The sequence below is a fragment of the Nocardiopsis oceanisediminis genome, from assembly GCF_048595525.1.
GTDB lineage: Bacteria > Actinomycetota > Actinomycetes > Streptosporangiales > Streptosporangiaceae > Nocardiopsis_A > Nocardiopsis_A oceanisediminis.
On record NZ_JAFMZJ010000001.1, the window covers coordinates 5033039 to 5057346 of the forward strand.

20 protein-coding genes are annotated in these 24308 nt (G+C 74.7%); 9 read left to right on the forward strand and 11 right to left on the reverse strand.

Annotation, left to right across the window (positions count from 1 at the left end; all coding sequences use genetic code 11):
- Nucleotides 1-217 precede the first annotated feature (217 nt).
- The 6 genes from tkt (at nt 218) to pgl (ending at nt 8617) form a co-directional block, all read left to right on the forward strand.
- The gene (tkt, locus tag J0910_RS22025) at nt 218-2314 is read left to right on the forward strand and encodes a transketolase (RefSeq protein WP_420160443.1); all 2097 of its coding nucleotides are present in this window, start codon (nt 218-220) and stop codon (nt 2312-2314) included.
- Nucleotides 2315-2348: 34 nt separating this feature from the next.
- Nucleotides 2349-3452 (forward strand): transaldolase, encoded by a 1104-nt coding sequence (tal, locus tag J0910_RS22030; protein WP_420160444.1) that lies wholly within the window; start codon nt 2349-2351, stop codon nt 3450-3452.
- Between the two features lie 231 nt (nt 3453-3683).
- A complete protein-coding gene (locus J0910_RS22035; protein ID WP_420160445.1) occupies nt 3684-5327 on the forward strand; it encodes a glucose-6-phosphate isomerase in 1644 nt (547 codons plus the stop codon).
- Nucleotides 5328-5338: 11 nt separating this feature from the next.
- Nucleotides 5339-6868, forward strand: a complete 1530-nt coding sequence (gene zwf, locus J0910_RS22040; RefSeq protein WP_420162051.1) for a glucose-6-phosphate dehydrogenase — start codon at nt 5339-5341, stop codon at nt 6866-6868.
- A 28-nt stretch (nt 6869-6896) separates the two neighbouring features.
- Nucleotides 6897-7838 (forward strand): glucose-6-phosphate dehydrogenase assembly protein OpcA, encoded by a 942-nt coding sequence (locus J0910_RS22045; RefSeq protein ID WP_420160446.1) that lies wholly within the window; start codon nt 6897-6899, stop codon nt 7836-7838.
- The gene (gene pgl, locus J0910_RS22050) at nt 7835-8617 is read left to right on the forward strand and encodes a 6-phosphogluconolactonase (protein WP_420160447.1); all 783 of its coding nucleotides are present in this window, start codon (nt 7835-7837) and stop codon (nt 8615-8617) included. The genes J0910_RS22045 and pgl overlap by 4 nt, the downstream gene beginning before the upstream one ends.
- 1537 nt (nt 8618-10154) lie before the next feature.
- Here the strand turns inward: pgl and J0910_RS22055 are convergent.
- On the reverse strand, nt 10155-11072 hold the full coding sequence (locus J0910_RS22055) for a hypothetical protein (RefSeq protein ID WP_420162052.1): 918 nt from the start codon (nt 11070-11072) through the stop codon (nt 10155-10157).
- 162 nt (nt 11073-11234) lie between these two features.
- Here J0910_RS22055 and J0910_RS22060 point away from each other — a divergent pair, with 162 nt between their 5' ends.
- Both J0910_RS22060 and J0910_RS22065 read left to right on the forward strand, forming a co-directional pair.
- The gene (locus J0910_RS22060) at nt 11235-12062 is read left to right on the forward strand and encodes a helix-turn-helix domain-containing protein (RefSeq protein ID WP_420160448.1); all 828 of its coding nucleotides are present in this window, start codon (nt 11235-11237) and stop codon (nt 12060-12062) included.
- Nucleotides 12043-12237 carry a DUF397 domain-containing protein gene (locus J0910_RS22065; RefSeq protein WP_420160449.1) on the forward strand — a complete coding sequence of 65 codons (195 nt, stop codon included), beginning with the start codon at nt 12043-12045 and terminating at the stop codon, nt 12235-12237. The genes J0910_RS22060 and J0910_RS22065 overlap by 20 nt, the downstream gene beginning before the upstream one ends.
- Before the next feature lie 12 nt (nt 12238-12249).
- On the opposite strand, the gene J0910_RS22070 is transcribed toward J0910_RS22065, so the two are convergent.
- The 7 genes from J0910_RS22070 to J0910_RS22100 form a co-directional block, all read right to left on the reverse strand.
- On the reverse strand, nt 12250-13101 hold the full coding sequence (locus J0910_RS22070) for a phosphotransferase (RefSeq protein WP_420160450.1): 852 nt from the start codon (nt 13099-13101) through the stop codon (nt 12250-12252).
- A 1-nt stretch (nt 13102) separates the two neighbouring features.
- A complete protein-coding gene (locus J0910_RS22075) occupies nt 13103-13843 on the reverse strand; it encodes a phosphodiesterase (protein WP_420160451.1) in 741 nt (246 codons plus the stop codon).
- A gap of 63 nt (nt 13844-13906) precedes the next feature.
- Nucleotides 13907-14629 carry a DsbA family oxidoreductase gene (locus J0910_RS22080; protein ID WP_420160452.1) on the reverse strand — a complete coding sequence of 241 codons (723 nt, stop codon included), beginning with the start codon at nt 14627-14629 and terminating at the stop codon, nt 13907-13909.
- Between the two features lie 71 nt (nt 14630-14700).
- The gene (locus J0910_RS22085; RefSeq protein WP_420160453.1) at nt 14701-15243 is read right to left on the reverse strand and encodes a DUF1697 domain-containing protein; all 543 of its coding nucleotides are present in this window, start codon (nt 15241-15243) and stop codon (nt 14701-14703) included.
- Nucleotides 15244-15324: 81 nt separating this feature from the next.
- Nucleotides 15325-16998: a solute symporter family protein gene (locus tag J0910_RS22090; protein WP_420160454.1), complete on the reverse strand. Its 1674-nt coding sequence runs from the start codon at nt 16996-16998 to the stop codon at nt 15325-15327.
- Nucleotides 16995-17345 carry a DUF485 domain-containing protein gene (locus tag J0910_RS22095; RefSeq protein WP_420160455.1) on the reverse strand — a complete coding sequence of 117 codons (351 nt, stop codon included), beginning with the start codon at nt 17343-17345 and terminating at the stop codon, nt 16995-16997. Before J0910_RS22095 ends, J0910_RS22090 begins: the two co-directional genes overlap by 4 nt.
- 266 nt (nt 17346-17611) lie before the next feature.
- Entirely contained in the window at nt 17612-18079 is a 468-nt protein-coding gene (locus J0910_RS22100; RefSeq protein ID WP_420160456.1) for a DoxX family protein, read from the reverse strand.
- 305 nt (nt 18080-18384) lie between these two features.
- Between J0910_RS22100 and J0910_RS22105 the strand changes: the two genes are divergently transcribed.
- Entirely contained in the window at nt 18385-18648 is a 264-nt protein-coding gene (locus J0910_RS22105) for a hypothetical protein (protein ID WP_420160457.1), read from the forward strand.
- 119 nt (nt 18649-18767) lie between these two features.
- On the opposite strand, the gene J0910_RS22110 is transcribed toward J0910_RS22105, so the two are convergent.
- From J0910_RS22110 to J0910_RS22120, 3 genes are all read right to left on the reverse strand, one after another.
- Nucleotides 18768-19853: a GNAT family N-acetyltransferase gene (locus J0910_RS22110; RefSeq protein WP_420160458.1), complete on the reverse strand. Its 1086-nt coding sequence runs from the start codon at nt 19851-19853 to the stop codon at nt 18768-18770.
- A gap of 91 nt (nt 19854-19944) precedes the next feature.
- Nucleotides 19945-21153: an imidazolonepropionase gene (gene hutI, locus J0910_RS22115; RefSeq protein ID WP_420160459.1), complete on the reverse strand. Its 1209-nt coding sequence runs from the start codon at nt 21151-21153 to the stop codon at nt 19945-19947.
- Between the two features lie 270 nt (nt 21154-21423).
- Complete coding sequence (locus J0910_RS22120) at nt 21424-22791, reverse strand: formimidoylglutamate deiminase (protein ID WP_420162053.1); 1368 nt, start codon at nt 22789-22791, stop codon at nt 21424-21426.
- Between the last annotated feature and the right edge of the window lie 1517 nt (nt 22792-24308).

Below are 24308 nucleotides of genomic sequence, written 5' to 3' on the forward strand. Positions count from 1 at the left end.
CGCGGGCGCCGACGTGCCGCGTCGCACAGTCCCGGCCCCCTCCGCGAGCGATAGGGTCGTACCTGGTCAATCCTGCCGTGTTCTCTCCCCGGGAGCCGACCGGCGCCCCGACGCACGGCGCACCGACCCGATGAGCATGGACAACCTCACATTCACGGTGCCCCGGCCCAACGCCGCACGGGACCGGTCGAATGCGCGAAAGGAGCCCTGAGCCCGCGTGAACACCGACACCGCCGACTCCCTTGCGTGGTCGGACCTCGACCGCCGCTCGGTCGATGTGGTCCGCGCACTGGCCATGGACGCAGTCGAGGAGGCCGGCTCCGGGCACCCCGGCACCGCGATGAGCCTCGCGCCGGCGGCGTACCTGCTGTTCCAGAAGGTCATGCGGCACGACCCCACCGACCCGCACTGGGTCGGCCGGGACCGCTTCGTGCTCTCCTGCGGCCACAGCAGCCTCACCCTCTACATCCAGCTCTTCCTGGCCGGATACGGCCTGGAGCTGGACGACATCAAGAACCTCCGGCAGTGGGACAGCCCCACCCCCGGCCACCCCGAGTACGGGCACACCGCCGGCGTGGAGACCACCACCGGCCCGCTCGGCCAGGGCATCGGCAACGCGGTCGGCATGGCGATGGCAGCCCGCCGCGAGCGCGGCCTGTTCGACCCGGAGGCCGCACCCGGCCAGAGCCCCTTCGACCACCACGTCTACGCGATCTGCTCCGACGGCGACGTGCAGGAGGGCGTGAGCCACGAGGCCAGCGCCCTGGCCGGCACCCAGGAGCTCGGCAACCTCGTGCTGATCTGGGACGACAACCGGATCTCCATCGAGGACGACACCCGGATCGCCTTCTCCGAGGACGTCGCCGCCCGCTACGAGGCCTACGGCTGGCACGTGCAGACCGTGGACTGGACCGACGGCGGCACCTACCGCGAGGACGTGGAGGCGCTGCACGCCGCGGTCCAGGCCGCCCGCGCCGAGACCTCCCGCCCGTCCTTCATCCGGCTGAGCACGGTCATCGGCTGGCCGTCGCCGAACAAGCAGGGCACCGGCGGCATCCACGGCGCCGCGCTGGGCGCCGAGGAGGTCGCCGCCACCAAGCAGGTGCTGGGCATGGACCCCGACGCCCGCTTCGACGTCCCCGCCGAGCTGCTCGCGCACACCCGCGCCGCCGCCGAGCGCGGCCGCGCCGAGCACGAGGCCTGGCAGCAGCGGTTCGCCTCCTGGCAGGCCGACGCCGGCGACCGCGCCGAGCTCTTCGCCCGCCTGGAGGCCGGCAAGCTCCCCGAGGGCTGGGAGGACGCCCTTCCGGTCTTCGAGGCCGACGCCAAGGGGATGGCCACCCGCAAGGCGAGCGGCGAGGTGCTGAGCGCGCTGGCCCCCGAGCTCCCCGAGCTGTGGGGCGGCTCGGCCGACCTGGCCGGCTCCAACAACACCACGCCCAAGGGGCAGCCGTCCTTCCTCCCGGAGAACGCCGCCAGCAAGGCGTTCCCCGGCGACCGCTACGGCCGGGTGCTGCACTTCGGCATCCGCGAGCACGGCATGGGCTCGATCCTCAACGGCATCGCGCTGCACGGCCCGACCCGCCCCTACGGCGGCACCTTCCTGGTGTTCAGCGACTACATGCGCCCGGCGGTGCGGCTGGCCGCGCTGATGAAGCTCCCGGTCACCTACGTGTGGACGCACGACTCCATCGGCCTGGGCGAGGACGGCCCGACCCACCAGCCGGTCGAGCACCTCTGGTCGCTGCGCGCCATCCCCGGCCTGGACGTGGTGCGCCCCGCCGATGCCAACGAGACCGCCGTCGCCTGGCGCACCCTGATCGGCAACGCCGACCGGCCCGCCGCGCTCGCGCTGACCCGGCAGAACGTGCCGGTGCTGGACCGCGCCGCGCTGGGCTCCGCCGAGGGCACCGCCAAGGGCGGCTACGTGCTGGCCGAGGCCTCCACCGGCACCCCGGAGGCGATCCTCATCGCCACCGGCAGCGAGGTCGCCATCGCCCTGGACGCCCGCGAGCGCCTGGAGGCCGAGGGGACCCCGACCCGGGTGGTCTCCATGCCGTGCGTGGAGTGGTTCCGCGCCCAGGACGCCGAGTACCGGCAGAGCGTGCTGCCGGCCGGGGTGCGCGCCCGCGTCTCCGTGGAGGCCGGGATCGAGCTGGGGTGGCGCGAGTTCACCGGGGACGCCGGCGAGGCCGTCTCCCTGGAGCACTTCGGCGCCTCCGCCCCCTACCAGCGGCTCTACGAGGAGTTCGGGCTGACCGCCGACGCCGTGGTGGAGGCCGCCCGCCGCAGCCTCGCCGCCGCCTCCGCCTGACGCACGACCCATTCGAGGGAGAAACGAGAAGTCGATGACGAACCCGCTGAGCGAGCTCTCCGGTGAGGGCGTCGCGGTCTGGCTGGACGACATCAGCCGCGACCGGCTGCGCACCGGCAACCTGAAGGAGCTGATCGCCGAGCGCAGCGTCGTCGGGGTGACCTCCAACCCGACGATCTTCGAGAAGGCCCTCAACGAGGGCGACGCCTACGACGCGCAGCTGCGCGACCTGGCGCTGCGCGGCGTCTCGGTGGACGAGGCGGTGCGCGCGCTGACCGGCGCCGACATCCGCGAGGCCGCCGACGTGCTGCGCCCGGTGTTCGACTCCACCGGCGGCCGGGACGGCCGCGTCTCGCTGGAGGTCGACCCGCGGCTGGCCCGCGACACCGAGCGCACCGTCGCCGAGGCGCGCGCCCTGTGGTGGCTGGTCGACCGCCCCAACCTGATGATCAAGATCCCGGCCACGGTCGAGGGCCTGCCCGCGATCACCCGGGCGCTCGCCGAGGGGATCAGCGTCAACGTCACGCTGATCTTCTCCCTGGAGCGCTACCGCGCCGTCATGCAGGCCTTCCAGGAGGGCCTGGCCAAGGCGCGCGAGGCCGGCCTGGACGTGTCCAGGATCCACTCGGTGGCGTCGTTCTTCGTCAGCCGGGTCGACGCCGAGGTGGACAAGCGCCTGGACGCCCAGGGCACCCCCGAGGCCAAGGCGCTGCGCGGCCGCGCCGCCGTCGCCAACGCCCGCCTCGCCTACCAGGCCTACGAGGAGTTCTTCGGCTCGGAGTCCTGGCGGGTGCTGGAGGCCGCCGGCGCGCACCGGCAGCGTCCGCTGTGGGCCTCCACCGGCGTGAAGGACCCCGCCTACGACGACACCCGGTACGTGACCGAGCTGGTCGCCCCGGACACCGTCAACACCATGCCGGAGGCCACCCTGGAGGCCGTCGCCGACCACGGCCGGATCACCGGTGACACGGTCCGCGGCGGCTACGCCGGGGCCCGCGCCGACCTGGACGCGCTCGCCGACGCCGGCGTCGACTTCGACGACGTGCTCCGCCTGCTCGAAGAGGACGGCGTGGCCAAGTTCGAGAAGTCCTGGGAGCAGCTGCTGGACAAGGTCCGCTCCGCGCTCGGCGCGGTCTGACCGTTCCCGCCGCCCGCGGGGGGCCGGGAACGCGCACGGCGTTCCCGGCCCTTCGCATCCGGGCACGGTCCCGGCGGCCCTCCGCGCCCGCCCTCCCCGGGGCGGGCCCGGTCCGGCCTCCGGGCGGCGGGACGCGGCGCGCGCCCGGTCCCCGGCGGCCCCGCCCCGGCTCCGCTCCTCCGGACCGGGGATCCCCGAATTCAACTCGCTGATGTAGAAGGGTCACGCACGTTGAGCACGGAGAACCGAGTCGAAGAGGCCCGCGCCGGCGGCCTGGTCGTGCGGGTGCGCGGCGAGGCCGCGGCGGCCGCCGCCGAAGCGGTCGCCGCGCTGGCCGCCGACGGGGTCCCGGCCGCACTGGCCTCGGGAGACAGCACCCTGTGGGGTCCGGACGCCGCCGCGCTGGCCGCGGTCCGGCTTGGCTGGCTCGACCTGCCGCGCACCTCCCGGGAGCTGCTGCCCGAGCTGTCCCGGCTGGCCGCGGAGAACCGCGCCGCCGGGCTGGACCGGGTGGTGCTGGCCGGGATGGGCGGCTCGTCGCTGGCCCCCGAGGTGATCGCGGCGACCCGCGGGGCGGAGCTGACCGTCCTGGACACCACCGACCCCGCGCAGGTGCGCGCCGCGGCCGCCGACCGGCTGCACCGCACCGTCCTGGTGGTCTCCTCCAAGAGCGGCGGGACGGTGGAGACCGACAGCCACCGCCGGGTGTTCGAGAAGGCCTTCGCCGACGCCGGGATCGACCCGGCCGGGCGCATCGTGGTGGTGACCGACCCCGGTTCGCCGCTGGCCGGCCTGGCCGCCGAGCGCGGCTACCGCACCTTCCTGGCCGACCCCGACGTCGGCGGCCGGTACAGCGCGCTGTCCGCGTTCGGCCTGGTGCCGACCGCGCTGGCCGGGGTGGACGTCGGCGCGCTGCTGGACGAGGCGGCCGCGCTGGCCGAGTCGCTGGCCGCGGGCAAGGACAACCCCGCCCTGCTGCTCGGCGCGGCGCTGGGCGCCTCCGGCCGGAACCTGGCCGCGCTGGCCGCCGCCACCCCGATCGGGCTGGGCGACTGGATCGAGCAGCTGGTCGCCGAGTCCACCGGCAAGGAGGGCACCGGCGTGCTGCCGGTGGTGGTCGAGGGGGCCAACGCGCCCGGTTTCTCCGACGCCCCGGACACGCTCCCCGTCTCCTGCTCCGAGGCGGGCCCGGCTCCGGACGGCGGCGCCCTGGTCCAGGTCACCGGAGCGCTCGGCGCGCAGTTCCTGGCCTGGGAGTACGCCACCGCCGTCGCCGGGCGGCTGCTCGGCATCGACCCGTTCGACCAGCCCAACGTGCAGGAGTCCAAGGACAACACCAAGGCGCTGCTGGAGCGGGCCGGCGGCGGGCCGCTGCCGGCCGGCGAGCCGCTGTTCACCGAGGGCGCGGTGCAGGTGCACGCCTCCGGTTCCGCACCGCGCGCCGACGACCTGGCCGGCCTGCTGCGCGGGCTGCTCGGCGCGGTCCCCGGGGGCGGCTACCTCGCCGTCATGGCCTACCTGGACCGGCTGGGCGACGCGCCGGCGGCGGGCCTGCGCGCCGGGCTGGCCACCGCGTCCGCCGGGCAGGTCACCTTCGGCTGGGGGCCGCGGTTCCTGCACTCCACCGGCCAGTACCACAAGGGCGGCCCGGCCGCCGGGGTGTTCCTGCAGATCACCGCGGAGTCCGCGGAGGACCTGGAGATCCCCGGCCGCCCCTACGGGATGGCCCGGCTCCAGCTCGCCCAGGCGCTGGGCGACTTCGGCGCCCTGGACGCGCGCGGCCGGCCCGCCGTGCGCCTGCACCTGACCGACCGCGCCGCCGGCATCGAGCAGCTGCGCCGGGCGGTCGGATCCCTGGAAGGAGTTTCCCGGTGAAGGAACCGGCGATGCCGGGGGCGACCCCGAACCCGCTCCGCAGCGAACTGGACCGGCGGCTGCCGAGGATCGCCGGGCCGAGCGTGCTGGTGCTCTTCGGGGTCACCGGCGACCTGGCCCGGAAGAAGCTGCTGCCGGCCATCTACGACCTGGCCAACCGCGGGCTGCTGCCGCCCGGCTTCGGCCTGGTCGGGTTCGCCCGGCGGGACTGGGCGGACCAGGACTTCGCGAAGGTCGCCTACGACGCGGTGCGCGAGCACGCCCGCACCCCGTTCCGCGAGGACGTGTGGCGCCAGCTCAGCGAGGGCATGCGGTTCGTCCAGGGCGAGCTCGACGACGACGAGGCCTTCGACGAGCTGGCCCGCACGGTGCGCCGGCTCGACGCCGACCGCGGCACCGGCGGCAACTACGCCTTCTACCTGTCGCTGCCGCCCGCGCTCTTCCCCAGCGTGGTCAAGCAGCTCAAGCGGTCCGGGCTGGCCTCCTCCTCCGACGACGCCTGGCGCAGGGTGGTCATCGAGAAGCCGTTCGGCCACGACCTGCGCAGCGCCCAGGAGCTCAACGCGGTGGTGGACGAGGTCTTCCCGCCGCACTCGGTCTTCCGCATCGACCACTACCTGGGCAAGGAGACCGTCCAGAACATCATGGCGCTGCGGTTCGCCAACGCCCTGTTCGAGCCGCTGTGGAACCGCACCCTCGTGGACCACGTGCAGATCACCATGGCCGAGGACATCGGGGTGGGCGGGCGCGCCGGGTACTACGACGGGATCGGCGCCGCCCGCGACGTGATCCAGAACCACCTGCTGCAGCTGCTCGCGCTGGTGGCGATGGAGGAACCGGTCTCCTTCACCGCCGACGCCATCCGCACCGAGAAGGAGAAGGTGCTCTCCGCGGTGCGGCTGCCCGAGGACCTGTCCGCGGGGACCGCCCGCGGCCAGTACGCGGCGGGCTGGCAGGGCGGCGCCGAGGTCTGCGGCTACCTGCAGGAGAAGGGCATCCCCGCGGAGTCGGTCACCGAGACCTACGCGGCGCTGCGGCTGGAGGTCAACACCCGCCGCTGGGCCGGGGTCCCGTTCTACCTGCGCACCGGCAAGCGGCTGGGCCGCCGGGTCACCGAGGTGGCGCTGGTCTTCCGGCGCACCCCCAACCAGGTGTTCAGCCAGACCGACACCGAGGACTTGGGGCAGAACGCGCTGGTGCTGCGGATCCAGCCGGACGAGGGCGTCACCATGCGGTTCGGCTCCAAGGTGCCCGGCGCGGCCATGGAGGTCCGCGACGTGACCATGGACTTCGCCTACGGCCAGTCCTTCACCGAGGCCAGCCCGGAGGCCTACGAGCGGCTCATCCTGGACGTGCTCATCGGCGACCCGCCGCTCTTCCCGCGCCAGCGGGAGGTGGAGCTGTCCTGGGAGATCCTCGACCCGGTGGAGCGGCACTGGGCCGCCTCCGGGCAGCCCGAGCAGTACCGCTCCGGCGAGTGGGGCCCGGCCTCAGCCGACGCCATGCTGGCCCGCGAGGGGCGCCAGTGGAGGCGCCCGTGACCGGGAACGACGACCGGAAGGACCGGCGATGACGCTGTACCTGCCGCGCACCGACACCGCCCAGGTCGCCGAGGCGCTCTCCGCCGAGCGGCTGAGCATCGGCGGCGGCGCGATGAACATGGTGCTCACCCTGGTGGTGGTGACCGACGAGGCGGACCACTACGACGCGGTGCGCGCCGCCACCGAGGCCGGCCGGGAGCACCCGTCCCGGATCATCGCGCTGATCCGGCGCGACCCCGGGGCCGAGCCGGCGATCGACGCCGAGATCCGCCGGCCGGGCACCTCCGGGCCCGGGGAGGCGCTGCTGCTGCGGCTCTACGGGCCGCTCGGCGAGCACGCCGACTCGGTGATCACCCCGCTGCTGGTGCCGGACGCCCCGGTGGTGGCGTGGTGGCCCGGCCCCGGCCCGCGCGACCCGTCGGCCGACCCGATCGGCCGGCTGGCGCACCGCCGGATCACCGACGCGCTGCGCGCCGGCGAGCCGCTGGAGGACCTGCTCGCCCGGGTCCGCGCCTACCGCCCCGGCGACACCGACCTGACCTGGACCCGGCTCACCCCGTGGCGGTCGATGCTGGCCAGCGCCATGGACCACCCGTCCGGCTGGGTGACCGGCGCCGAGGTGACCGCGGAGCCGCACTACCCCAGCGCCGAGCTGCTGGCGGCCTGGCTCTCCCGGCAGCTGGACGTCCCGGTGCGGCGGTCCGCCTCCAACGGCCCCGGCATCACCGCGGTCCGGCTCACCACCGACGCCGGGGACATCATGCTGCACCGGATGGACGGCCGGGTGGCGACGCTGTCCCGGCCGGGGCAGCCGGACCAGGCGGTGGCGCTGGCCCGGCGCCGCGCCGCCGAGGCGCTCTCCGAGGAGCTGCGCCGGCTGGACCCCGACGAGATGTACGAGAGAACCGCCGCCCACCTGACCGGACTGGTCGAGGGCGGCACCCTGGGAGCAGAGGAGGCGCGCCAGTGAGCGCACCCGCCGTGATCGTGCACCCCGACGCCGGGCTGCTGGCCAAGGCCGCCGCGGCCCGGATCGTGACCCGCCTGGTGGACGCGCAGGCCGCACGCGGGTCGGCGTCGATCGTGCTGACCGGCGGCGGCATCGGCATCGCCGTGCTGGCCGAGCTGGCGAAGGCCCCGGCCCGGGACGCCGTGGACTGGGGCGCGCTGGACGTGTGGTGGGGGGACGAGCGCTACCTGCCCGCCGGCGACCCGGAGCGGAACGAGACCCAGGCCCGCGAGGCGCTGCTGGACGGGGTGGGGCTGGACCCGGCGCGGGTGCACGCGATGCCCGCCCCGGACGGCCCGGACGGACCGGGCGGCGACTCCCCGGAGGCCGGTGCGGAGCGCTACGCCGAGGCGCTGCGCGCCGCCGCCCGCCCGGGCGAGCCCGCGTTCGACGTGTGCCTGCTGGGGGTGGGGCCGGACACCCACGTGGCCTCGCTCTTCCCCGAGCAGCCGGCGCTGTACGAGGAGGAGCGGAGCGTGGTGGCGGTGCACGGTGCACCGAAGCCGCCGCCCACCCGGGTCTCGCTGACCCTGCCGACGATCCGCTCCGCCGCCGAGGTGTGGCTGCTGGCCTCGGGCGAGGCCAAGGCGGAGGCGGTCCGCCTGGCCCTGGACCCGGAGGCCGGCCCGGTCCAGGTCCCCGCGGCGGGCGCCCGGGGGCGTTCGCGCACCCTGTTCCTGCTCGACCGCCCGGCCGCCTCCCGGCTGCCGGAGGGCCTCACCGCCCCCGGGCTGCTCTAGAGGACCGCTCTGAATAGAGGCCCGAAGGCGGCACCGCCGCCCCCGGCCCCCTGTTCCCGATACCCGCCCCGCGCCGCCCCGGACCCCTCCGAGGCGGCGCGGCGCGTTTCCCGGCGGCCTTTCGGCTGGACGTCTTGGCCGAGCGTTTTGGCCGAGCGTCTTGGCCGAGCGCGGGCCCCACGGAGCGGAGGTTCAGGCTGGCGGCGAGGGCGGGGAGGGGCACCGGCCGGTCGGTCGGGCGCGGCACCTCGCGGAGCGAAGGTCAAGACGGGCGCCAACGGCAGCGGCAGGGGCGGGGCGCAGGCGGCCACCCGGGCGCGGGCCCCACGGGGTGACGGCTCAGGCTGGCAGCGACGGCAGGAAGGGGCACCGGCCAGTCGGTCCGGTGCAGCGCCCCGCGAAGCGAAGGCCCAAACAGGCAGCGACGGCAGCGGCAGGAGCGAGGCGAAGGCGGTCACCCGGGCGCGGGCCCCACGGGGCGAGGGTTCAAGCAGGCAGCGACGGCGGGGAGGGGACCGGCTGGTCGGTCGGGCGCGGCGCCCCACGGAGCGAAGGCTCAGGCCTGCGGCGAAGGTAGGGGCGGGGCGGAGGCGGTCGCCCGAGCACGGCGCTCCACGGGGCCGGGGCTCAAGCGGGCGGCGACGGCGGCAGTGGGCACCGGCTGGTCGGTCCGGCACGGCAGAGCGAGGCAGGGCAGCCGGGGCGGGCCGGGCGGCGGGATCGTCGCGCCCGCGTCGCCCCGGTACCGGGGTCGGCCGCCTTTGAAACCGCTGCACCTCTTTGACCCGGGTGAATACGCAGAGTGATGGTGGGGTGGGGTGCCCTGCGCACCGCGAGAGCACCCCGGTGATTCCTGAGCGCGCATCCCGGCCCGGAACAGGTCTCTAGAGGCCCGGATTGCCCTGATCGGGCCGGTTATCGGGGGTTCGAGCCGCCCGCAAGGCCGCAGAGCAGAGGGCCGAAACCCGGGGAGAGTAGAGGCAGGGGCGGAATGCCGCTTTTATTCTCTCGAGAGGCCTCGTTTGGCCACTCTGGGTAATCGGTGCGAGGGCGGTGGGGGCTTCGGGGCTTACTACTCGCTGGTAGATGTAATCGGGGTGCTCTCGCGGCGCGCAGGGCGCCCCCACCCCCGCCCGATCCCCGCCGCAAACCAGGCATACAGGGATAAGGCCCCCTGGCGGGCGCGGGCAGGCGGGCCGGCTCCCCTCGCCGGGAGCACACGTCGCCCCGCCCACTCCCGCCCTCGCCGCCCACTTGAACCCCGACCCCGTGGGGCCCGACACCCGGGCGACCACCCGCACCCCGCCCCTACCGCCGCCGTCGCCGCTGCTTGAACCTTCGCTCTGCGGGGCGCCGCGCCTAACCGACCGGCCGGTCCCCACCGCTGCCTTCGCCGCCTGCTTTGACCTTCGCTCCGCGGGGCGCCGCGCCCGGGCGACCGCCTCCGCCCCGGCCCTGCCTCTGCCGTCGCCGCTGCTTGAACCCCGCCCCGTGGGGCGCGTCAGCGTGTGGAACCGGCCGCGCTCCCGGAACTCTCTCAGGCCGGGACTCCGACCCGCTCCGTCTGCGCCCGCTCTACCTCTGCCCGCTCGGCCTCAGCTCGGAGGATCCGGTCGCGGATCATCTCCTTGCTGACGCCGAAAGCGCGGGCCAGCCCGGAGTAGGATTCCCCCGACTCCCAGCGCTCCAGCAGCCCCCGGGCCGAGATCCCGATGTCCTTGGGCGGGCGGCCGATCCGGCCGCGCGGGCGGGACTCGGCCCTGCGCTGCGCGGCCTTGCGCTTGCGGAGCCGGACCAGGTACATGACGTTCTGGTGCCGGGCGCCGGGGCGGTCGTAGCCCCACATCTTGGACGGGGTCTCGTGCTCGTGCCAGAGCGCGTAGAAGGCGCGCCGGGCCCGCCCCAGCGCGCGGGCGAAGGTCACGGGGTCCATGCCGAGCGACCGCTCGGCGGCGCGCCGGTCGTCGTGGACGGCCAGCGCGGTGAGCACGTCGCGGTGCCGGGGGCGGAGCGCCGCCCAGATCTGGGCCAGCGCGATCCGGTCCACGACCGCGTCCTCCGGACTGCGGGTGGGTGCGGAGTGGTCGGTCCAGTAGCGCAGGAAGGCGCGGGAGATGAGCTTCTTGTTCTGGCCGCCCCAGCCGTGGGACTTGAGGTCCTGGTAGTGCTCGGACTTCATCGCCTTCCAGCCGGTGGCGATCAGCTCGGTCTCCTCGGGGCGGGTGGGGGCGAGGGCGAGGTGCTCGCAGATCGCCTCCCAGGCGGTCAGCGCGCGGTGCTCCATGGCCATGCCGTTGACCCAGTTGCATTCCCGGGCGGCCCAGGCGGCCAGCCGGTTGACCTGGAGTGCACTGTATCCGTGCCCCATTTCATCGTCGGGAACGGCGGGGAGAGGCAGCAACGGGCCGAACTCATTGGAGCCCTGTGGGGAAGAGGTCATCACCACGTCGATCACGTCCAATCGGTGTGTCCGTGGACAACACCTTGGATGGCCCGTAATCGGATGGCCATAGATTCATCCACAAGGTTGAAGAAAGGGCGGAAGCGGTTGCCCCGGTTGACTTAGTGTTGGTTGCCGGTTGTATCGGTTTCTTTCGCGGTTTCCTGGAGGGGATGAATGGAGAATCGAGGCAAGCCCGGCTGGCGCAAGCTGGGATCTCAGATAACCGTCCTTCGGAAGAAGGCCAGGCTCTACCAGCGCCAGGTGGCAGCCCAGATGAACGTCGTCCCGGCACACGTCTCCGCCTGGGAGAACGGCAAGCGCGGGATGAGCGAGGAGCAGGTCACCAAACTCGACCGCCTGCTCAACGGGAACGGACGCCTGGTCCGCGCCTGGGAGGCGGCGAACACCCCGGAGAGTCTGCCCTCCTGGTATGAACAGGTGCCAGAGCTGGAGCGGGGCGTGTCAGAGCTGCGCGAGTATCAGTGTCAGATCATCCCTGGCCTGATCCAGACAGCCGACTACGCGAAGGTGACCATCGAAGATTCGACGCCGTGGAAATCACCGGCCGAGGTGAAGCGGATGGTCGAGTCCAGGATGGAACGGCAGGAGATCCTGCACCGGGAGCACCCACCGCTCGTCTCCATCGTGGTCGAGGCGTTCGTTCTAGGGCGCATCGTCGGCGATGAGCGCATCCAGGCAGGGCAGCTCGACAGTGTGCTCACCCTCATCGAAGAAGGCAGAATCCGATTCCAAGCGACCCCTCCGGCTGCCCGGCGCCACCCCGGTACGGCCGGCCCGTTCCGGGTCTACACCTTTCCGGACAATCCTCCGCTCGCTTCCGCCGAGTACTCGGGCGGTGAGGTCCTGATGGAAAAACTCCAAGACGTGCAGCGACGCATGACCATCTTCGGGAACCTCCAGGCAGAAGCGCTGTCCCAGGAGGCTACCGTGAAGCTGATCCGCAAGATCAGGAAGGAAATCGATGAACGAGAACGGCCGTGAGCAGCGAACGTGGCACAAGAGCAGCTACAGCTCGGGGGAAGGCAGCTGCGTCGAGGTGGCCGAAGGCCCGACCGTCCTGGTCAGGGACACGCAGAACAGGGAGCTCGGCCACCTCGAATACCCGCCCCGCACCTGGGCCGCCTTCCTCCAGCAGGTGAAGACCGGCCTCCTCTGAACCCCGCCCGGCTCAGCCGAGCAGGGCGTCCAGCAGAACCTCTCGGTTCTCCGTGAGCCAGGCGCGACGGCGCAGGATGACGTCGCCGACGCCCTCCTCCCACATCCGGGCCCAGCCTCCGCCGAGGAGTTCGGCGGAGGCCTTCATCCTGGCCCGGCCGCTGTCGCAGCGGTCCACGCCCAGGTCGGGCAGGGCCCTCCGCTCCGCCTCCCCCAGGCCGTAGGCGTCGGCCAGCAGCCGGAGCCGGGCCGGGCGGTCGGCGGCGGGCCAGTCCGGGTACACGTCCTCGGGCGCGCACAGCGGCACCCAGTGCATCGCGGTGTTGTAAACCTCCAGCAGCCGGGTCCCCGGGCCGGCCAGGTCGAAGTCGATCAGGCCGGCCGCCTTCCCCTCCCGCACCACCACGTTCTGCGGGGTCACGTCCAAGTGGCAGACGAGCTCGGGCTCGGGGTCGGGGTCGGGCACCGGAACGGCGACCGGGACCTGGTCGCGGCGCCACACCCCGCCGTCCGGGGCGGCGAAACCGGTACCGGACAGGAACCCCTCCGAGGCGTCGTGCAGCCGGCGCAGCAGCGGGCCGAGCGAGGCGAGCAGGGCGTCATCGGCCGCCCACGGCTCCGGCGGGCTCCCGGCCGGCTCCCCGTCCAGGAAGGTGAGCACGTCCCGGCCCTGCGCGTCGCGGCCGAGGAAACGCGGGGCGCCGTCGAACCCGGCCCGCTCCAAGTGGTCCAGGTAGGCGGCGACGGCCGGGCTCTGCGGCTGGGGCGGGCGGCGCACGGTGCCGCCCGCCCGCACCACGCCCTCGGTGACGTCGCCGGACGGCAGCTCGCTCTCCGGACCGTCGTCCCCGGTGTAGCGGCGCATCTCAGACCGTTCGGAAGTGGGTGGTGATCCGGCCGTCGTCGCCGATCAGGTGCAGGGCGAGCATGGGCGGCGGGGCGTCGTCCCCGGTCGGCGGCGCGGGCTCCCAGGGCATCCGCAGCGGGGGCGCGACGGACGGCGCGACCAGCAGCGGGCGGCCGGCGAACGCGGTCGCCGCCGGGGTGTGCGCGTGCCCGCAGAGCACCGCGGCGACCTGCGGGTACCGCTCGATGAGCGCGGCCAGCCGGTGCTCGTCGCGCTGGCGGATGTCATCGACGTAGGGGATGCCGAGGTCCGCCGGGTGGTGGTGGAGCGCGATGACCACCGGAGCGTCGGCGGGAGCCGCGGCGAGCGCCTTCTCCAGCCGGTCCAGGGTGGTGTCGGCCAGCCGCCCCCAGTGCTCGCCGGGGACCGAGGTGTCGCAGACCGCGACCAGCGCACCGCCGACCCGGTGCACCCCGTCGACCGGCCCGTCCGCGGGCTCCTCCCCGAGCAGGAACTCCCGGAACGGGGCGCGGGCGTCGTGGTTGCCGGGGCAGAGCAGCACCGGGACGTCGGCCCGGAGCTCCTCGGCGGCCTGCCGGTACTCCTCCGGCAGCCCGACGTCGACCACGTCGCCGGTGTGCACGATCGCGTCGACCGGGCGCTCCAGGGCGCGGATGTGGCCCATCACCCGGCGGACGCGCTCGGCGCTGCGCCCGCCTCCGTCGAGGTGGGTGTCGCTGATATGGGCGAGAACGAGCATCGGTCCTCCGGGAGGGCTGGGGGGCACCGCGATGCTACCGGCCCGGTCCGCGCCTCGGCGGCGTCAGCTCCCGGGGACCGCGCACGCGCCGTCGGCGCAGCCGTCCGCGTCGCCCTCACCGCCGCCGTCGCCGCCGACCATGACCGGGGCCTGCGGGTGGGCTTCGGCCCAGGCCTGCTCCAGCACCCGGGTGAACACCTCGGCGGGCTGGGCGCCGGAGACCCCGTACCGGGAGTCGACCACGAAGAACGGGACGCCGGTGGCGCCCATGGCTCGGGCCTCCTCGGCGTCCCGGCGGACCTCGTCGGCGTAGGCGCCGCCCTCCAGGACCTCGCGGGCCTTCCCGGCGTCCAGGCCGGCCTGCTCGGCCAGGGCGACCAGCTCCTCGGTGCCGAACACGTCCTCACCTGCGCCGAAGTGGGCGGCGAAGAGCGCCTCGACCATCCGCTTCTGCACGCCCTCGGCCTTGGCGTGGTGCAGCAGCCGGTGGGCGTCGGCGGTGTTGGCGTGCGGCCGGTCGGTCGTGTAGTCCAGGCCTTCGCCGCGGGCGTTCTCGGCGACGCCGGCCTCGGCGGAGCGGGCCTGTTCCTCGGTGAGCCCCATCTTCGCGGTCAGCACGCGCAGCACCGGCTCGGGCTCGGCGGGCGCGGAGGGGTCCAGCTGGAAGCTGTGGAACTCGACCTCGACCCGGTCGGCGTGGGCGAAGGCGGCGAGCCCCCGCTCGAACCGGGCCTTGCCGATGTAGCACCACGGACAGACGATGTCGGACCAGATGTCGACGCGCACGGGCGTTGTCCCCTATCTCGTTCGGCGGGCGCGGCCGCGCCCGCCGAATGGCAACAGCCGCCCGAAATGCGCTATTCCTCCGTCATTTCCAGTAGGCGGAGCACGGTGCGCCAGTTCCGGCCGGTGGCCACCGCCCCGCCCAGGGCGCGCGCGGCCGCGTCGGGCAGCTTCGCCCGGCCCAGGCCGTCCGGCAGGTCGAAGTAGAGCTCCCGGGCGCCGACCGCCATGGCCTCCGGGGCGTAGGCGGCAGTGTCCAGCCTGGACAGCGCGGCGGCGTCCGGCTCCCCGCGCAGGAAGAGCACCAGGAAGCGGGAGGGGTCGCCGACCGGGAGCGGGTTGGCCTGCACTGCGGCGCGCATCCCGGCGGCGTCGCGCAGCACCGTGTCGACGGCGAACCCGAACCGCTCGGCCAGCGCGGACTCCAGCTCGGCGCGGAGCCCGTCCTCTCCGCCGGGCGCCCCGTCCCGCTGGGTGAAGACGGCGTTCCCGCTCTGCAGCAGGGTGGCGGTCCCGGTGTGGCCGAGGCCGGCGACCGCCTCGCGCAGCTCGGCCATGGGCACCTTGCGGCGCCCGCCGACGTTGACCCCGCGCAGCAGCGCGATCCAGCGTGTCATGGGCCGATCATGCCACCGGGCTCCGACACCGCCCCTCCCCCGCGCGGCGGCCCGGCGCTCCGGGGCCGCCGCGGGGCGCGGTCAGCTGGCGCCGATGCCGGTGAGCGAGCGGAGCCGCATCCGGTCGTACCGGTCCCCGTCGCTCTCCCGGGAGAGCAGCGAGCCGGCGATCGCGAAGGCGAAGCCCAGCGGGATCGCCACCAGCCCGGGGTTCTCCAGCGGGAACACCTGGACGTCGATCCCGGCGGGCAGCAGGGACAGGCTCTCCCCGGTCTCCGGGTCGGTCTTGCCGGAGACCACCGGGGAGAGCAGCACCAGCAGCAGCGAGGTGCCCAGGCCTCCGTAGACGCCCCACTCCACGCCCCGGGTGTTGAACCGGCGCCAGAACAGGGTGAGCACGATGACCGGCAGGTTGGCCGAGGCGGCGATGGCGAAGGCCAGCCCCACCAGGAAGGCGACGTTGAGGTGCTGGGCCCGGACCGCCAGCAGGATGGCGAGCGCGCCGACCAGCACCGCGGAGATCCGGGCCACCACCATCTCCTGGGACTCCTTCGACCGGCCCCACATCAGGATGTGGCCGAAGAAGTCGTGCGCCATCGAGGAGGAGGACGCCAGGGTGAGGCTGGCGATGACCGCCAGGATGGTGGCCAGGGCCACCGCGGAGACGAACGCCAGCATCACCGCCGAGCCGGCCGGGCCGGCGACGATGGAGCCGAGTTCGGCGGCCAGCTGCGGCACCGCCGCGTTGCCGGAGGGGTCCTGGGCGGCGATCGCGTCCGGGCCGACCAGCGCCGCGGCGCCGAACCCCAGTGCCAGCGTCGTCAGGTAGAACGCGCCGACCAGCAGGATGGTGCGCTTCACCGAGGTGCGGGCGGCCTTGCCGTCGCGGACGGTGTAGAAGCGGACCAGGATGTGCGGCAGGGCGGCGGTGCCCAGCACCAGGGCCATCCCCAGGCTGAACAGGTCGAGCCGGTTGACCAGGGTCTGCACCGGGTCGCCGGCGACCTCCACCGCGAAGTGCCGGCCCGGTTCCAGGAAGGCCTGGCCGCTCCCGCTGGCTTCGGCGGCGCTCTCCAGCAGCGCGCTCGGGTCGAAGTCGAAGACCGCCAGCACCAGGGCGGTCATCAGCCCGGTGGCGGTGAGCAGCAGCCCGGCCTTGATGATCTGCAGCCAGGTGGCGGCCTTCATCCCGCCGTACATGACGTAGACGACCATCAGCACGCCGACCAGGACGATGGCGGCGGTGCGGGTCTGGGCCCCGGTCATGCCGAGGAAGGTGCCGCCGTGGTCGATGCCGAGCAGCATGGTGACCAGGGCGCCCGCGCCGACCATCTGCGCGATGAGGTAGACGGTGCTGACCGCGACGGTGGAGGTGGTGCAGGCCAGCCGGACCCTCATCCGGCGCATCCGGAACCCCGGCAGGTCGGCCATGGTGTACCGGCCGCTGTTCCGGATCAGCTGGGCCATCGGCAGCACCAGCAGCCAGGCGACCAGGAAGCCGATGGAGTAGAGGAAGCCGTCGTAGCCGCGGAGCGCGATCAGCCCGGCGATGCCCAGGAAGGAGGCGGCGGAGAGGTAGTCCCCGGTGAGCGCGAGGCCGTTCTGGGTGCCGCCGAAGGAGCGCCCGCCGGCGTAGAAGTCGACGGCGCCCCGGGTGCTGCGCCGCGCCCACACGGTGATCCCCAGCGTCACCGCGATGAACAGGCCGCACAGGCCGAGCGTCCACAGGTGCACGGCGTCCAGCCCGGCCGTCATCGGCCGCCCACCTCTCCGGCGCGGAGGCGCAGCTCGTCGGCGATCGGGTCCAGCCGGCGCTCGGCGCAGCGGACGAACGCCCAGGCGAGCAGGAAGGTGGTGGCGAACTGGCCGATCCCCAGCAGCAGCCCCACGTTGACCGCGCCGGCCACCCGCACCGCCATCAGGTCGCGGGCGAACACCGACAGCAGGAGGTAGGCGGCGTACCAGCCGAGGAAGAGCACCACCAGGACCGCGGTGTACGCGGCGTACCGGCGGCGCAGTACGGCGAAGCGCGCCTCCGCCGTACCGGGCGCGCCCGGCCGCACCCCTCTTCGCCCGGTCGTCCCCTCCAGATAATCGACCATTCGTTCCTCCCCCTCGCGGAACACCGCCCCCGCGCGCTCGCGCACGGAGAACGCGGGCACGGCGAAGCGCCGCGGAAATACGGCGCGCAGTGGAGGCAAACGATATACAGCGCCGCGTCCCCCCGCGGCGTTGTTCCGAAAAAGGGGTGAATTCACCGGCGGGGGAAAAGGAATGTGCGTTCGGGGGCGCCGCTTCCGGAACTCCGCGCACGAAAAAGCGGGCCCGCCGGAGAGCGGGCCCGCAGCGGGGCGCGGAGGGTCCGGGGTCAGGCCGCGGCGGACTCGGCGGAGCGGGCGCGCCCGCCGGCCGAGGGGCGCCCCCAGGGCAGCAGCCGGTCCAGGGCGATCCGGCCGCCGCCGAAGCCCAGGGCGAGCGCGGCGGCGCCGAGCACCAGCGGCAGCTCCATCCCGCCCTCGCCGATCAGCGGGCCCTGGGCGTGCGCGAAGAAGACCGCGCCGGCCATCTGCCCCGCCAGCACGAGCCCGGCCAGCGGCAGCAGCAGGCCGAGCAGGAGCAGGAGGCCGCCGCCGATCTCGGCGGCGATGGCGAAGGCCGCGGCGGCGCTCGGGAGGGGGATCCCCATGCCGGCCATCATCTCGGTGGTACCGGCCAGCCCCATCTGGGAGGCCTTCTGCCAGCCGTGCGCGATGAAGACGACGCCGATGACGGCCCGGGCGATCAGCGCGGTGGCGTCCGCGGCCGGCCCCAGGGCCCTGCGGGTGCTCTCGGTCATGCTCGTTCACTCCAGCGGGGTAGGTGACGGTGGGCGACGCCGCAGCGCCGGAGCATCATCAAACCAGATGAAATCTTCCTTGGAAAGGAAAATCGGGCGCCCCGTCGCAGCGGCGCACGTGACTTCCGTCATGCGGTGCGGCGCGCCCGGCTCCGGCGCCACCCCGCGGGCGCCGATTCGCTAGGCTTCCGGAGAACCCCTCAGTGCGCCCCGATTCCGGGTACGCGCGCCACCTGAGAGCCCTTCGAACGTGTGTATGATTTCGTCAGTCCGCACCCGCACCGAACCGAAGGGATGCCACCGCCGTGGTCACCGAGGTCTTCACGCGCAAGTATTGCGACCCGCACGCCGTCCGCGACGAGAAGGTCGAGGCGACGGATGTCGTCCAGTTCGCCTGGGAGGGTACGGTCCGCGAGGTCGACGCGTGCGAGGAGTGCAAGAAGGAGCACGAGACTCGCTACGAGCCCCTCGTCGACTACTCCCGTCCGGTGAAGAAGCGCCGCGCGCCGAAGAAGGCCGCCGCCACCGAGGAGACCCCCGCTCCGGAGGCCGCCTCGTCCGAGGAGTGACCGGGAGCGAGCCCGCCGGACACCGGTCCGGAGACTGAGAGGAGGGGCCGGGGCGTCGAACGCCCCGGCCCCTTTTCGCGCGGCCGGGGGCGCACCCCTGGCCCTCGGCCGCGCTTCCCTCACCGCCCGGCGGCCCCGGGGCGGGTCATCAGCGCCGTCAGCCGCCCCCGGGGCGCGGCCGGCGCGCGGCCGGCCAGCGGCACCCGGGCCTGGACCGCGCCGGCCTCGGGCCGGCCCACGGCCGCCCCCATCCGGTGCACGATCCGCAGCATGGCGCGGTTCTCTGCGGCGGTCTCCGCGCGGACCTCCGCCAGACCCCAGTCGGCGGCGGTCGCGGCGACCGCGTCCGCCAGCGCGGCCCCCACCCCCCTGCCCTGCCAGGAGTCCTCCACCAGGAAGGCCATCTCCCCGACGCCGGGGTCCAGGGTGTACATGAGGTGGGCCAGCGCGACCGGCTCGTCCTCCCCCTCCGGGCGGGCGGCCACGGTCAGGCCGCGCTCGGGGTCGCAGAAGACCTGGAGCATCCGTGCCCCCGGCTCGGCCACCGAGGACAGGTAGCGGCGGCGCCTGGTCTCCGCCGAGCAGCGCGCGTGCAGCCGGCGGACCGCGTCCGCGTCGCCCGCGCCCACCTGGGACAGGTGCAGCCGGTCCCCGCCCGCGGTCTCCAGCACGCCCTCGGTGGGGGCGGGGCCCGTCGCCGGCAGCACCGATCTGACCAGGGCGTCGGCCCGAGCCGACTCGGTCCAGGTGAAGGGCCGGCCCGGCCGGTGCACCCGGACCGCGCGCAGCGGGCCCACCGGCACCAGCAGGGTGTCGGCCTCCCCTGGGCCGGGCCCGGGGAGCGTCGGGTTGGCCCACCGCGCCTCGTCCGCGCGGAGCAGCTCGGCCAGCGCCTCGGGGAGCCGGTTGGGCGCGCTGCGCAGCCGTGCGGTGAGCAGCAGCGCCCGGGTCGCGTCGTCGCCGACCTCGCGCGGCCGGGCCGGGACCGCCAGCACCCCGCCGCCCCCGGCCTGCTCGGCGACCGCCCGGCGCAGCCGCTCCGGGTCGCCCGGCACGTCGGCGACGAACTCGTCGACGGCACCGGAGGCGTCGGTGTGGATGGTCAGTGCGACGATGTCCGCGCCCTCGGCGGCCATCGCCCCGACGAGCCCGGCCAGTCGGCCCGGCCGGTCCTCCACCGGTGTCCGGATGCGCCACAGCGCCATGGCCCCTCCCCTCCCGATCGCTCCGCGCGGTCTCTCCCGCCGTTCGCAGCCGAGTCTGGGCGGGGAAGGTTTCCGGGGCGCTACGCCCGGGTCAACCCCGGGTGAGATCCCCGCCGTGCACCCGGTGGCCGTCCTTCCACACCGCCTGCACCATCGGCACTCCGGGCCGGTAGGCCAGGTAGATCGGGTTGGGCGCGTCCAGCAGCACCAGGTCGGCGCGGGCCCCGGGGGCCAGGTGGCCGACGTCGGTGCGGCGCAGCGCGCGGGCGCCGCCCGCGGTGGCCGCCCACAGCGCCTCCTCCGGGGTCATCCTCATCTCCCGCACCGCCAGCGCGATGCAGAACGCGATGCTGGAGGTGAAGCAGGAGCCCGGGTTGCAGTCGCCGGCCAGGGCGACGGTGGCCCCGGCGTCCAGCAGCGCCCGCGCGTCGGGGTAGGGCTGGCGGGTGGAGAAGTCCACGCCGGGCAGCAGGGTGGCGACCGTCTCCGGGGCCTGCGCCAGCGCGTCGACGTCCTCGGCGGCCAGGTGGGTGCAGTGGTCCACCGAGGCGGCGCCGACCTCGACGGCCAGCCGCACCCCGGGGCCGGTGCCCAGCTGGTTGCCGTGCACCCGGGGCAGCAGGCCCTTGTCGGCGCCGGCGCGCAGCACCCGCCGGGAGGCCTCCTCGTCGAACGCGCCGCGCTCGCAGAACACGTCGATCCAGCGGGCGTGCGGCGCGCAGGCCTCCAGCATCTCGCCGGTGACCAGGTCGACGTAGCCCTGCGGGTCGTCGGCGTACTCCGGCGGCACGACGTGCGCGCCGAGGAAGGTGACCTCGTCGGTGACCCGGGCGGCCACCCGCAGCGAGCGCTCCTCGTCGGCGGTGCTCAGCCCGTACCCGGACTTGACCTCCAGGGTGGTGGTGCCCTGCGCCCGCGCCTCCTGGAGCAGCCGGACGGCGTTGTCCACCAGGTCGGCCTCGGAGGCGGCCCGGGTGGCGGCGACGGTGGTGCGGATGCCTCCGGCTTCGTAGGGCCGCCCGCTCATCCGGGCGCCGAACTCGCGGCTGCGGTCGCCGGCGAAGACGATGTGCGAGTGGCTGTCCACGAAGCCGGGGACCGCGCAGCGCCCGGCGGCGTCCACCCGCGCGTCGGCGGCGGGCGCCCGGTCGGCCGGGCCGGCCCACGCGACCCGCCCGTCCTCGATCACCAGCGCGGCGTCGGCGATCTCACCGGTGGGCCCCTCCCCGAGCTCGGGATCGTTGGTGGCGAGCACTCCGATCCGGTCGATGAGGACGGTCCGGGGTTCGCTCTGGTTCATCGGTCTCTCTTTCCCTGTCGGTTCGTTCCGGCCGCATTCGGGGCCGGGTACGGGCTGTTCGGCCTACTCCGGCGCAGGCCGTGCCGCCGGTCGGCGCGGACGCGGGCGGCCCCGCCGGCACGGGCGGTCCCGCCGCCGTGCCAGCGGGGCCGCCCGTGCCTGCCGGGACGGGTGGGGCAGGTGGGGCAGACGGGACGGCCGTGCGGCGGTCCGCCCGGTTCTGCGGCGGCACGGGACGGTCGGAGACCGCCGCCCCGGGGCCACGGGCGCTCACCCGAGGAGCCCTCTGATCGCGGCGTCCAGGCGGGCGGGGGCGTCCGGCATCGCGGTGTGCACCCGGTCCCGGACGATCCAGCGGCCGTCGGCCATGACGTGCCGCACCTCGGCGCCGGTCGCCGCGAAGACCGCCGCCTCGGCGGCCTGCGCCGGATCGAAGCCGGCCGTCCGGGCCCCGTCCAGGTCGAGCACGACCAGGTCGGCGCGGTTCCCCTCGCCGATCCAGCCGGCGTCGTGCCAGCCGAGGGCCCCGGCGTGGCCGTTCTCGTGCAGGGCGTCCAGGAGCATGAGCGCGGGGACCGTCCCGCGGCGGCCGGTGCGCAACCGCTCGTGCATCTCCGCCGCGCGCGCCTCGGCCAGCATGTCGATGGTGGAGTGGCCGTCGCTGCCCAGGGACAGGGTCACCCGGTCCGTGCCGAGCTCGGCCAGCGGGGGCAGGCCGTCGGCGAGGTCGCGCTCGGTGGTGGGGCAGAGGCAGATGTCGGCCCGCCGCTCTCGGAGCAGCCGCACGTCGGACGGGTCCAGGTGGGTGGCGTGCACCAGTACCGGGTGCACGCCGGTGAAGAGGCCCGCCTCGGCCAGGTGCGCGGTGGGGGTGCGCCCGTAGGCCGCCCGGCACGCCTCGTTCTCCGCGGGCTGCTCGGAGAGGTGGATGTGCGGGGAGGGCCACCCGGTGCCGTTCTCCCGGTGCAGATCGGCGAAGCCGGCCAGCGCGTCGGCGGGGACCGCGCGCACCGAGTGCGCGGCGGCGCCCGCCAGCGCGTGGCCGCCCTCCGGGCGGAAGGAGGCCGCCCGGTCCGCCCAGGCGTCCAGGTCGGCGTCGGCGAAGCGGAGCTGGACGCCTTCGGGCGGGGTGTGCCGGCCGTCGGAGCCCAGCCCGCCGGAGAGGTAGAGGGTGTCCAGCAGGGTGATCCGGATCCCGGCGTCGGCCGCGGCGGCGGCGAGCGCGGCGCCCATCGCGTTCGGGTCGGCGTAGCGCCTGCCGCCGGGGGCGTGGTGCAGGTAGTGGAACTCCCCCACGCAGGTCACCCCGGCCAGCGCCATCTCCGCGTACACCGCCGCGGCCAGCTCCCGGTAGGAGTCGGGGGTGAGCCGCTCCGCCGCGGCGTACATCAGCCGCCGCCAGCTCCAGAACGACCCTCCGTACTCCCCGGTCCGGCCGCGCAGCGCCCGGTGGAAGGCGTGCGAGTGGGCGTTGGCGAAGCCGTACAGCACCAGGCCGGGCAGGCGCTCGGCGCCCGGCGGCGGCTCGGTTCCGGCGCGCACCGACGCGATCCTGCCGCCGGCGACCTCCAGCAGCACACCGGGCGCCGCGGCCGCGGCCGACGGCGGATCGACGGAGTCGGACTCGGGGGCGGCCATCGCCCACTCGCACCAGTACAGGGTCGGTTCGCGGTCCGGCACTACGGGCTCCTCCACTGCTCGTCTGTTGACGGACTGTCGAGTATGCAGTCGGCTCCGCACGGCGACGACCGCGGAGGCGACGACGGACAGGGCGCGGGTGCCGGCCGGGTGCGGTGCCTCGCGGGGTCGAGGTTCAGGCCGGCGGCGACGGCGGGGAGCGGGACCGGCCGGTCGGTCAGGCGCGGCGCCCCACGGAGTGCAGGTTCAGACCGACACCAACGGCCAAGGAAGGGGCGAGACGCAGGCACCAGCCGAGCGCGGCGCCCCACGGGGTCGAGGTTCAGGCCGGCGGCGACGGCAGGGAGCGGGACCGGCTGGTCGGTCAGGCGCGGCGCCCCATGAGGCCATGGCTCAAGCAGGCAGCGACGGCAGAGGAGGGGCCGGGGTGCGGGCGTCGGCCGAGCGCGGCACCCCACGGGGTCAAGGTTCAGACGAGCGGCGACGGCAGGGAGCGGGACCGGCTGGTCGGTCAGGCGCGGCGCCTCACGGGGCCGGGGTTCAAGCAGGCAGTGAAGGCACGAGTGAGTCGGGGCAGCGAGTCGGGTGCGGCGGGGCGGGCAGGGGCGATGGGGGCGCCGCGCCCGCGCGATCCCGGCACCGAGACGGGCCACCCGAATCCCGTTGACCTGGGCAAACACGGACAGTGAAGTCGAGGAGGAGCGCCCTGCACACCGCGAGAGCACCCCGGTGATTCCTGGGCGCGCATCCCGGGGCGGATCGGCCTGCCAGAGCCCCGAACGGCCCCGATCGGGGCGGCGATCGGGCATTCGAGCAGACCGGAAAGCAGAGAAGGAGGCTCCGGAAACAGGAAAGGGGCGGCGAGGGGGCGAAATGTCGCGCTCACTCCCTCCCAAAGACCTCACTTCGTCACTGTGTGTGAGCGATTCGGGGGCAGGGCAGGCCCCAGGGGTTACTACTCGCTGGTAGACGTCATCTGGGCCGCCGCCGAGGTGCGCAGGCCGCGCCGCGCCGCCCACCCCCCGCCGACAACCCGACATATAGGACACGCCTCCCTCTTGCCGCCGGGGCCGACCCGACCCCTTCTCCTGACTTTGCCCTCTGCCGCTGGAAGTGCAGGCCGGAGCAGTGACCTGCCGCCCCGAACCCACTCCCGCCTTCGCTGCCTGCTTGAACCCCGGCCCCGTGAGGCGCCGCGCCCGGGTGAGACGCCCGCACCTCGGCCCCTCCTCTGCCGTCGCTGCCTGCTTGCGCCATGGCCTCATGGGGTGCCGCGCCTGACCGACTGGCCGGTCCCGCTCCCTGCCTTCGCTGCTCGTCTGAACCTCGACCCCGTGGGGCGCCGCGCTCGGCCGGTGCCTGCGTCTCGCCCCTTCCTTGGCCGTTGGTGCCGGTCTGAACCTGCACTCCGTGGGGCGCCGCGCCTGACCGACCGGCCGGTCCCGCTCCCCGCCGTCGCCGCCGGCCTGAACCTCGACCCCGCGAGACGCCACGCCCGGCCGTCTGGTCCGCCCGGC

What these genes read in the sequence shown, in the direction of transcription:
- tal (WP_420160444.1), top strand. Translation starts at nt 2,349, where the DNA reads ATGACGAACCCGCTGAGCGAGCTCTCCGGTGAGGGCGTCGCGGTCTGG.
- zwf (WP_420162051.1), top strand. Translation starts at nt 5,339, where the DNA reads ATGCCGGGGGCGACCCCGAACCCGCTCCGCAGCGAACTGGACCGGCGG.
- J0910_RS22045 (WP_420160446.1), top strand. Translation starts at nt 6,897, where the DNA reads ATGACGCTGTACCTGCCGCGCACCGACACCGCCCAGGTCGCCGAGGCG.
- J0910_RS22060 (WP_420160448.1), top strand. Translation starts at nt 11,235, where the DNA reads ATGGAGAATCGAGGCAAGCCCGGCTGGCGCAAGCTGGGATCTCAGATA.
- J0910_RS22065 (WP_420160449.1), top strand. Translation starts at nt 12,043, where the DNA reads ATGAACGAGAACGGCCGTGAGCAGCGAACGTGGCACAAGAGCAGCTAC.
- J0910_RS22070 (WP_420160450.1), bottom strand. Translation starts at nt 13,101, where the DNA reads ATGCGCCGCTACACCGGGGACGACGGTCCGGAGAGCGAGCTGCCGTCC.
- J0910_RS22075 (WP_420160451.1), bottom strand. Translation starts at nt 13,843, where the DNA reads ATGCTCGTTCTCGCCCATATCAGCGACACCCACCTCGACGGAGGCGGG.
- J0910_RS22085 (WP_420160453.1), bottom strand. Translation starts at nt 15,243, where the DNA reads ATGACACGCTGGATCGCGCTGCTGCGCGGGGTCAACGTCGGCGGGCGC.
- J0910_RS22090 (WP_420160454.1), bottom strand. Translation starts at nt 16,998, where the DNA reads ATGACGGCCGGGCTGGACGCCGTGCACCTGTGGACGCTCGGCCTGTGC.
- J0910_RS22095 (WP_420160455.1), bottom strand. Translation starts at nt 17,345, where the DNA reads ATGGTCGATTATCTGGAGGGGACGACCGGGCGAAGAGGGGTGCGGCCG.
- J0910_RS22100 (WP_420160456.1), bottom strand. Translation starts at nt 18,079, where the DNA reads ATGACCGAGAGCACCCGCAGGGCCCTGGGGCCGGCCGCGGACGCCACC.
- J0910_RS22110 (WP_420160458.1), bottom strand. Translation starts at nt 19,853, where the DNA reads ATGGCGCTGTGGCGCATCCGGACACCGGTGGAGGACCGGCCGGGCCGA.
- hutI (WP_420160459.1), bottom strand. Translation starts at nt 21,153, where the DNA reads ATGAACCAGAGCGAACCCCGGACCGTCCTCATCGACCGGATCGGAGTG.
- J0910_RS22120 (WP_420162053.1), bottom strand. Translation starts at nt 22,791, where the DNA reads ATGGCCGCCCCCGAGTCCGACTCCGTCGATCCGCCGTCGGCCGCGGCC.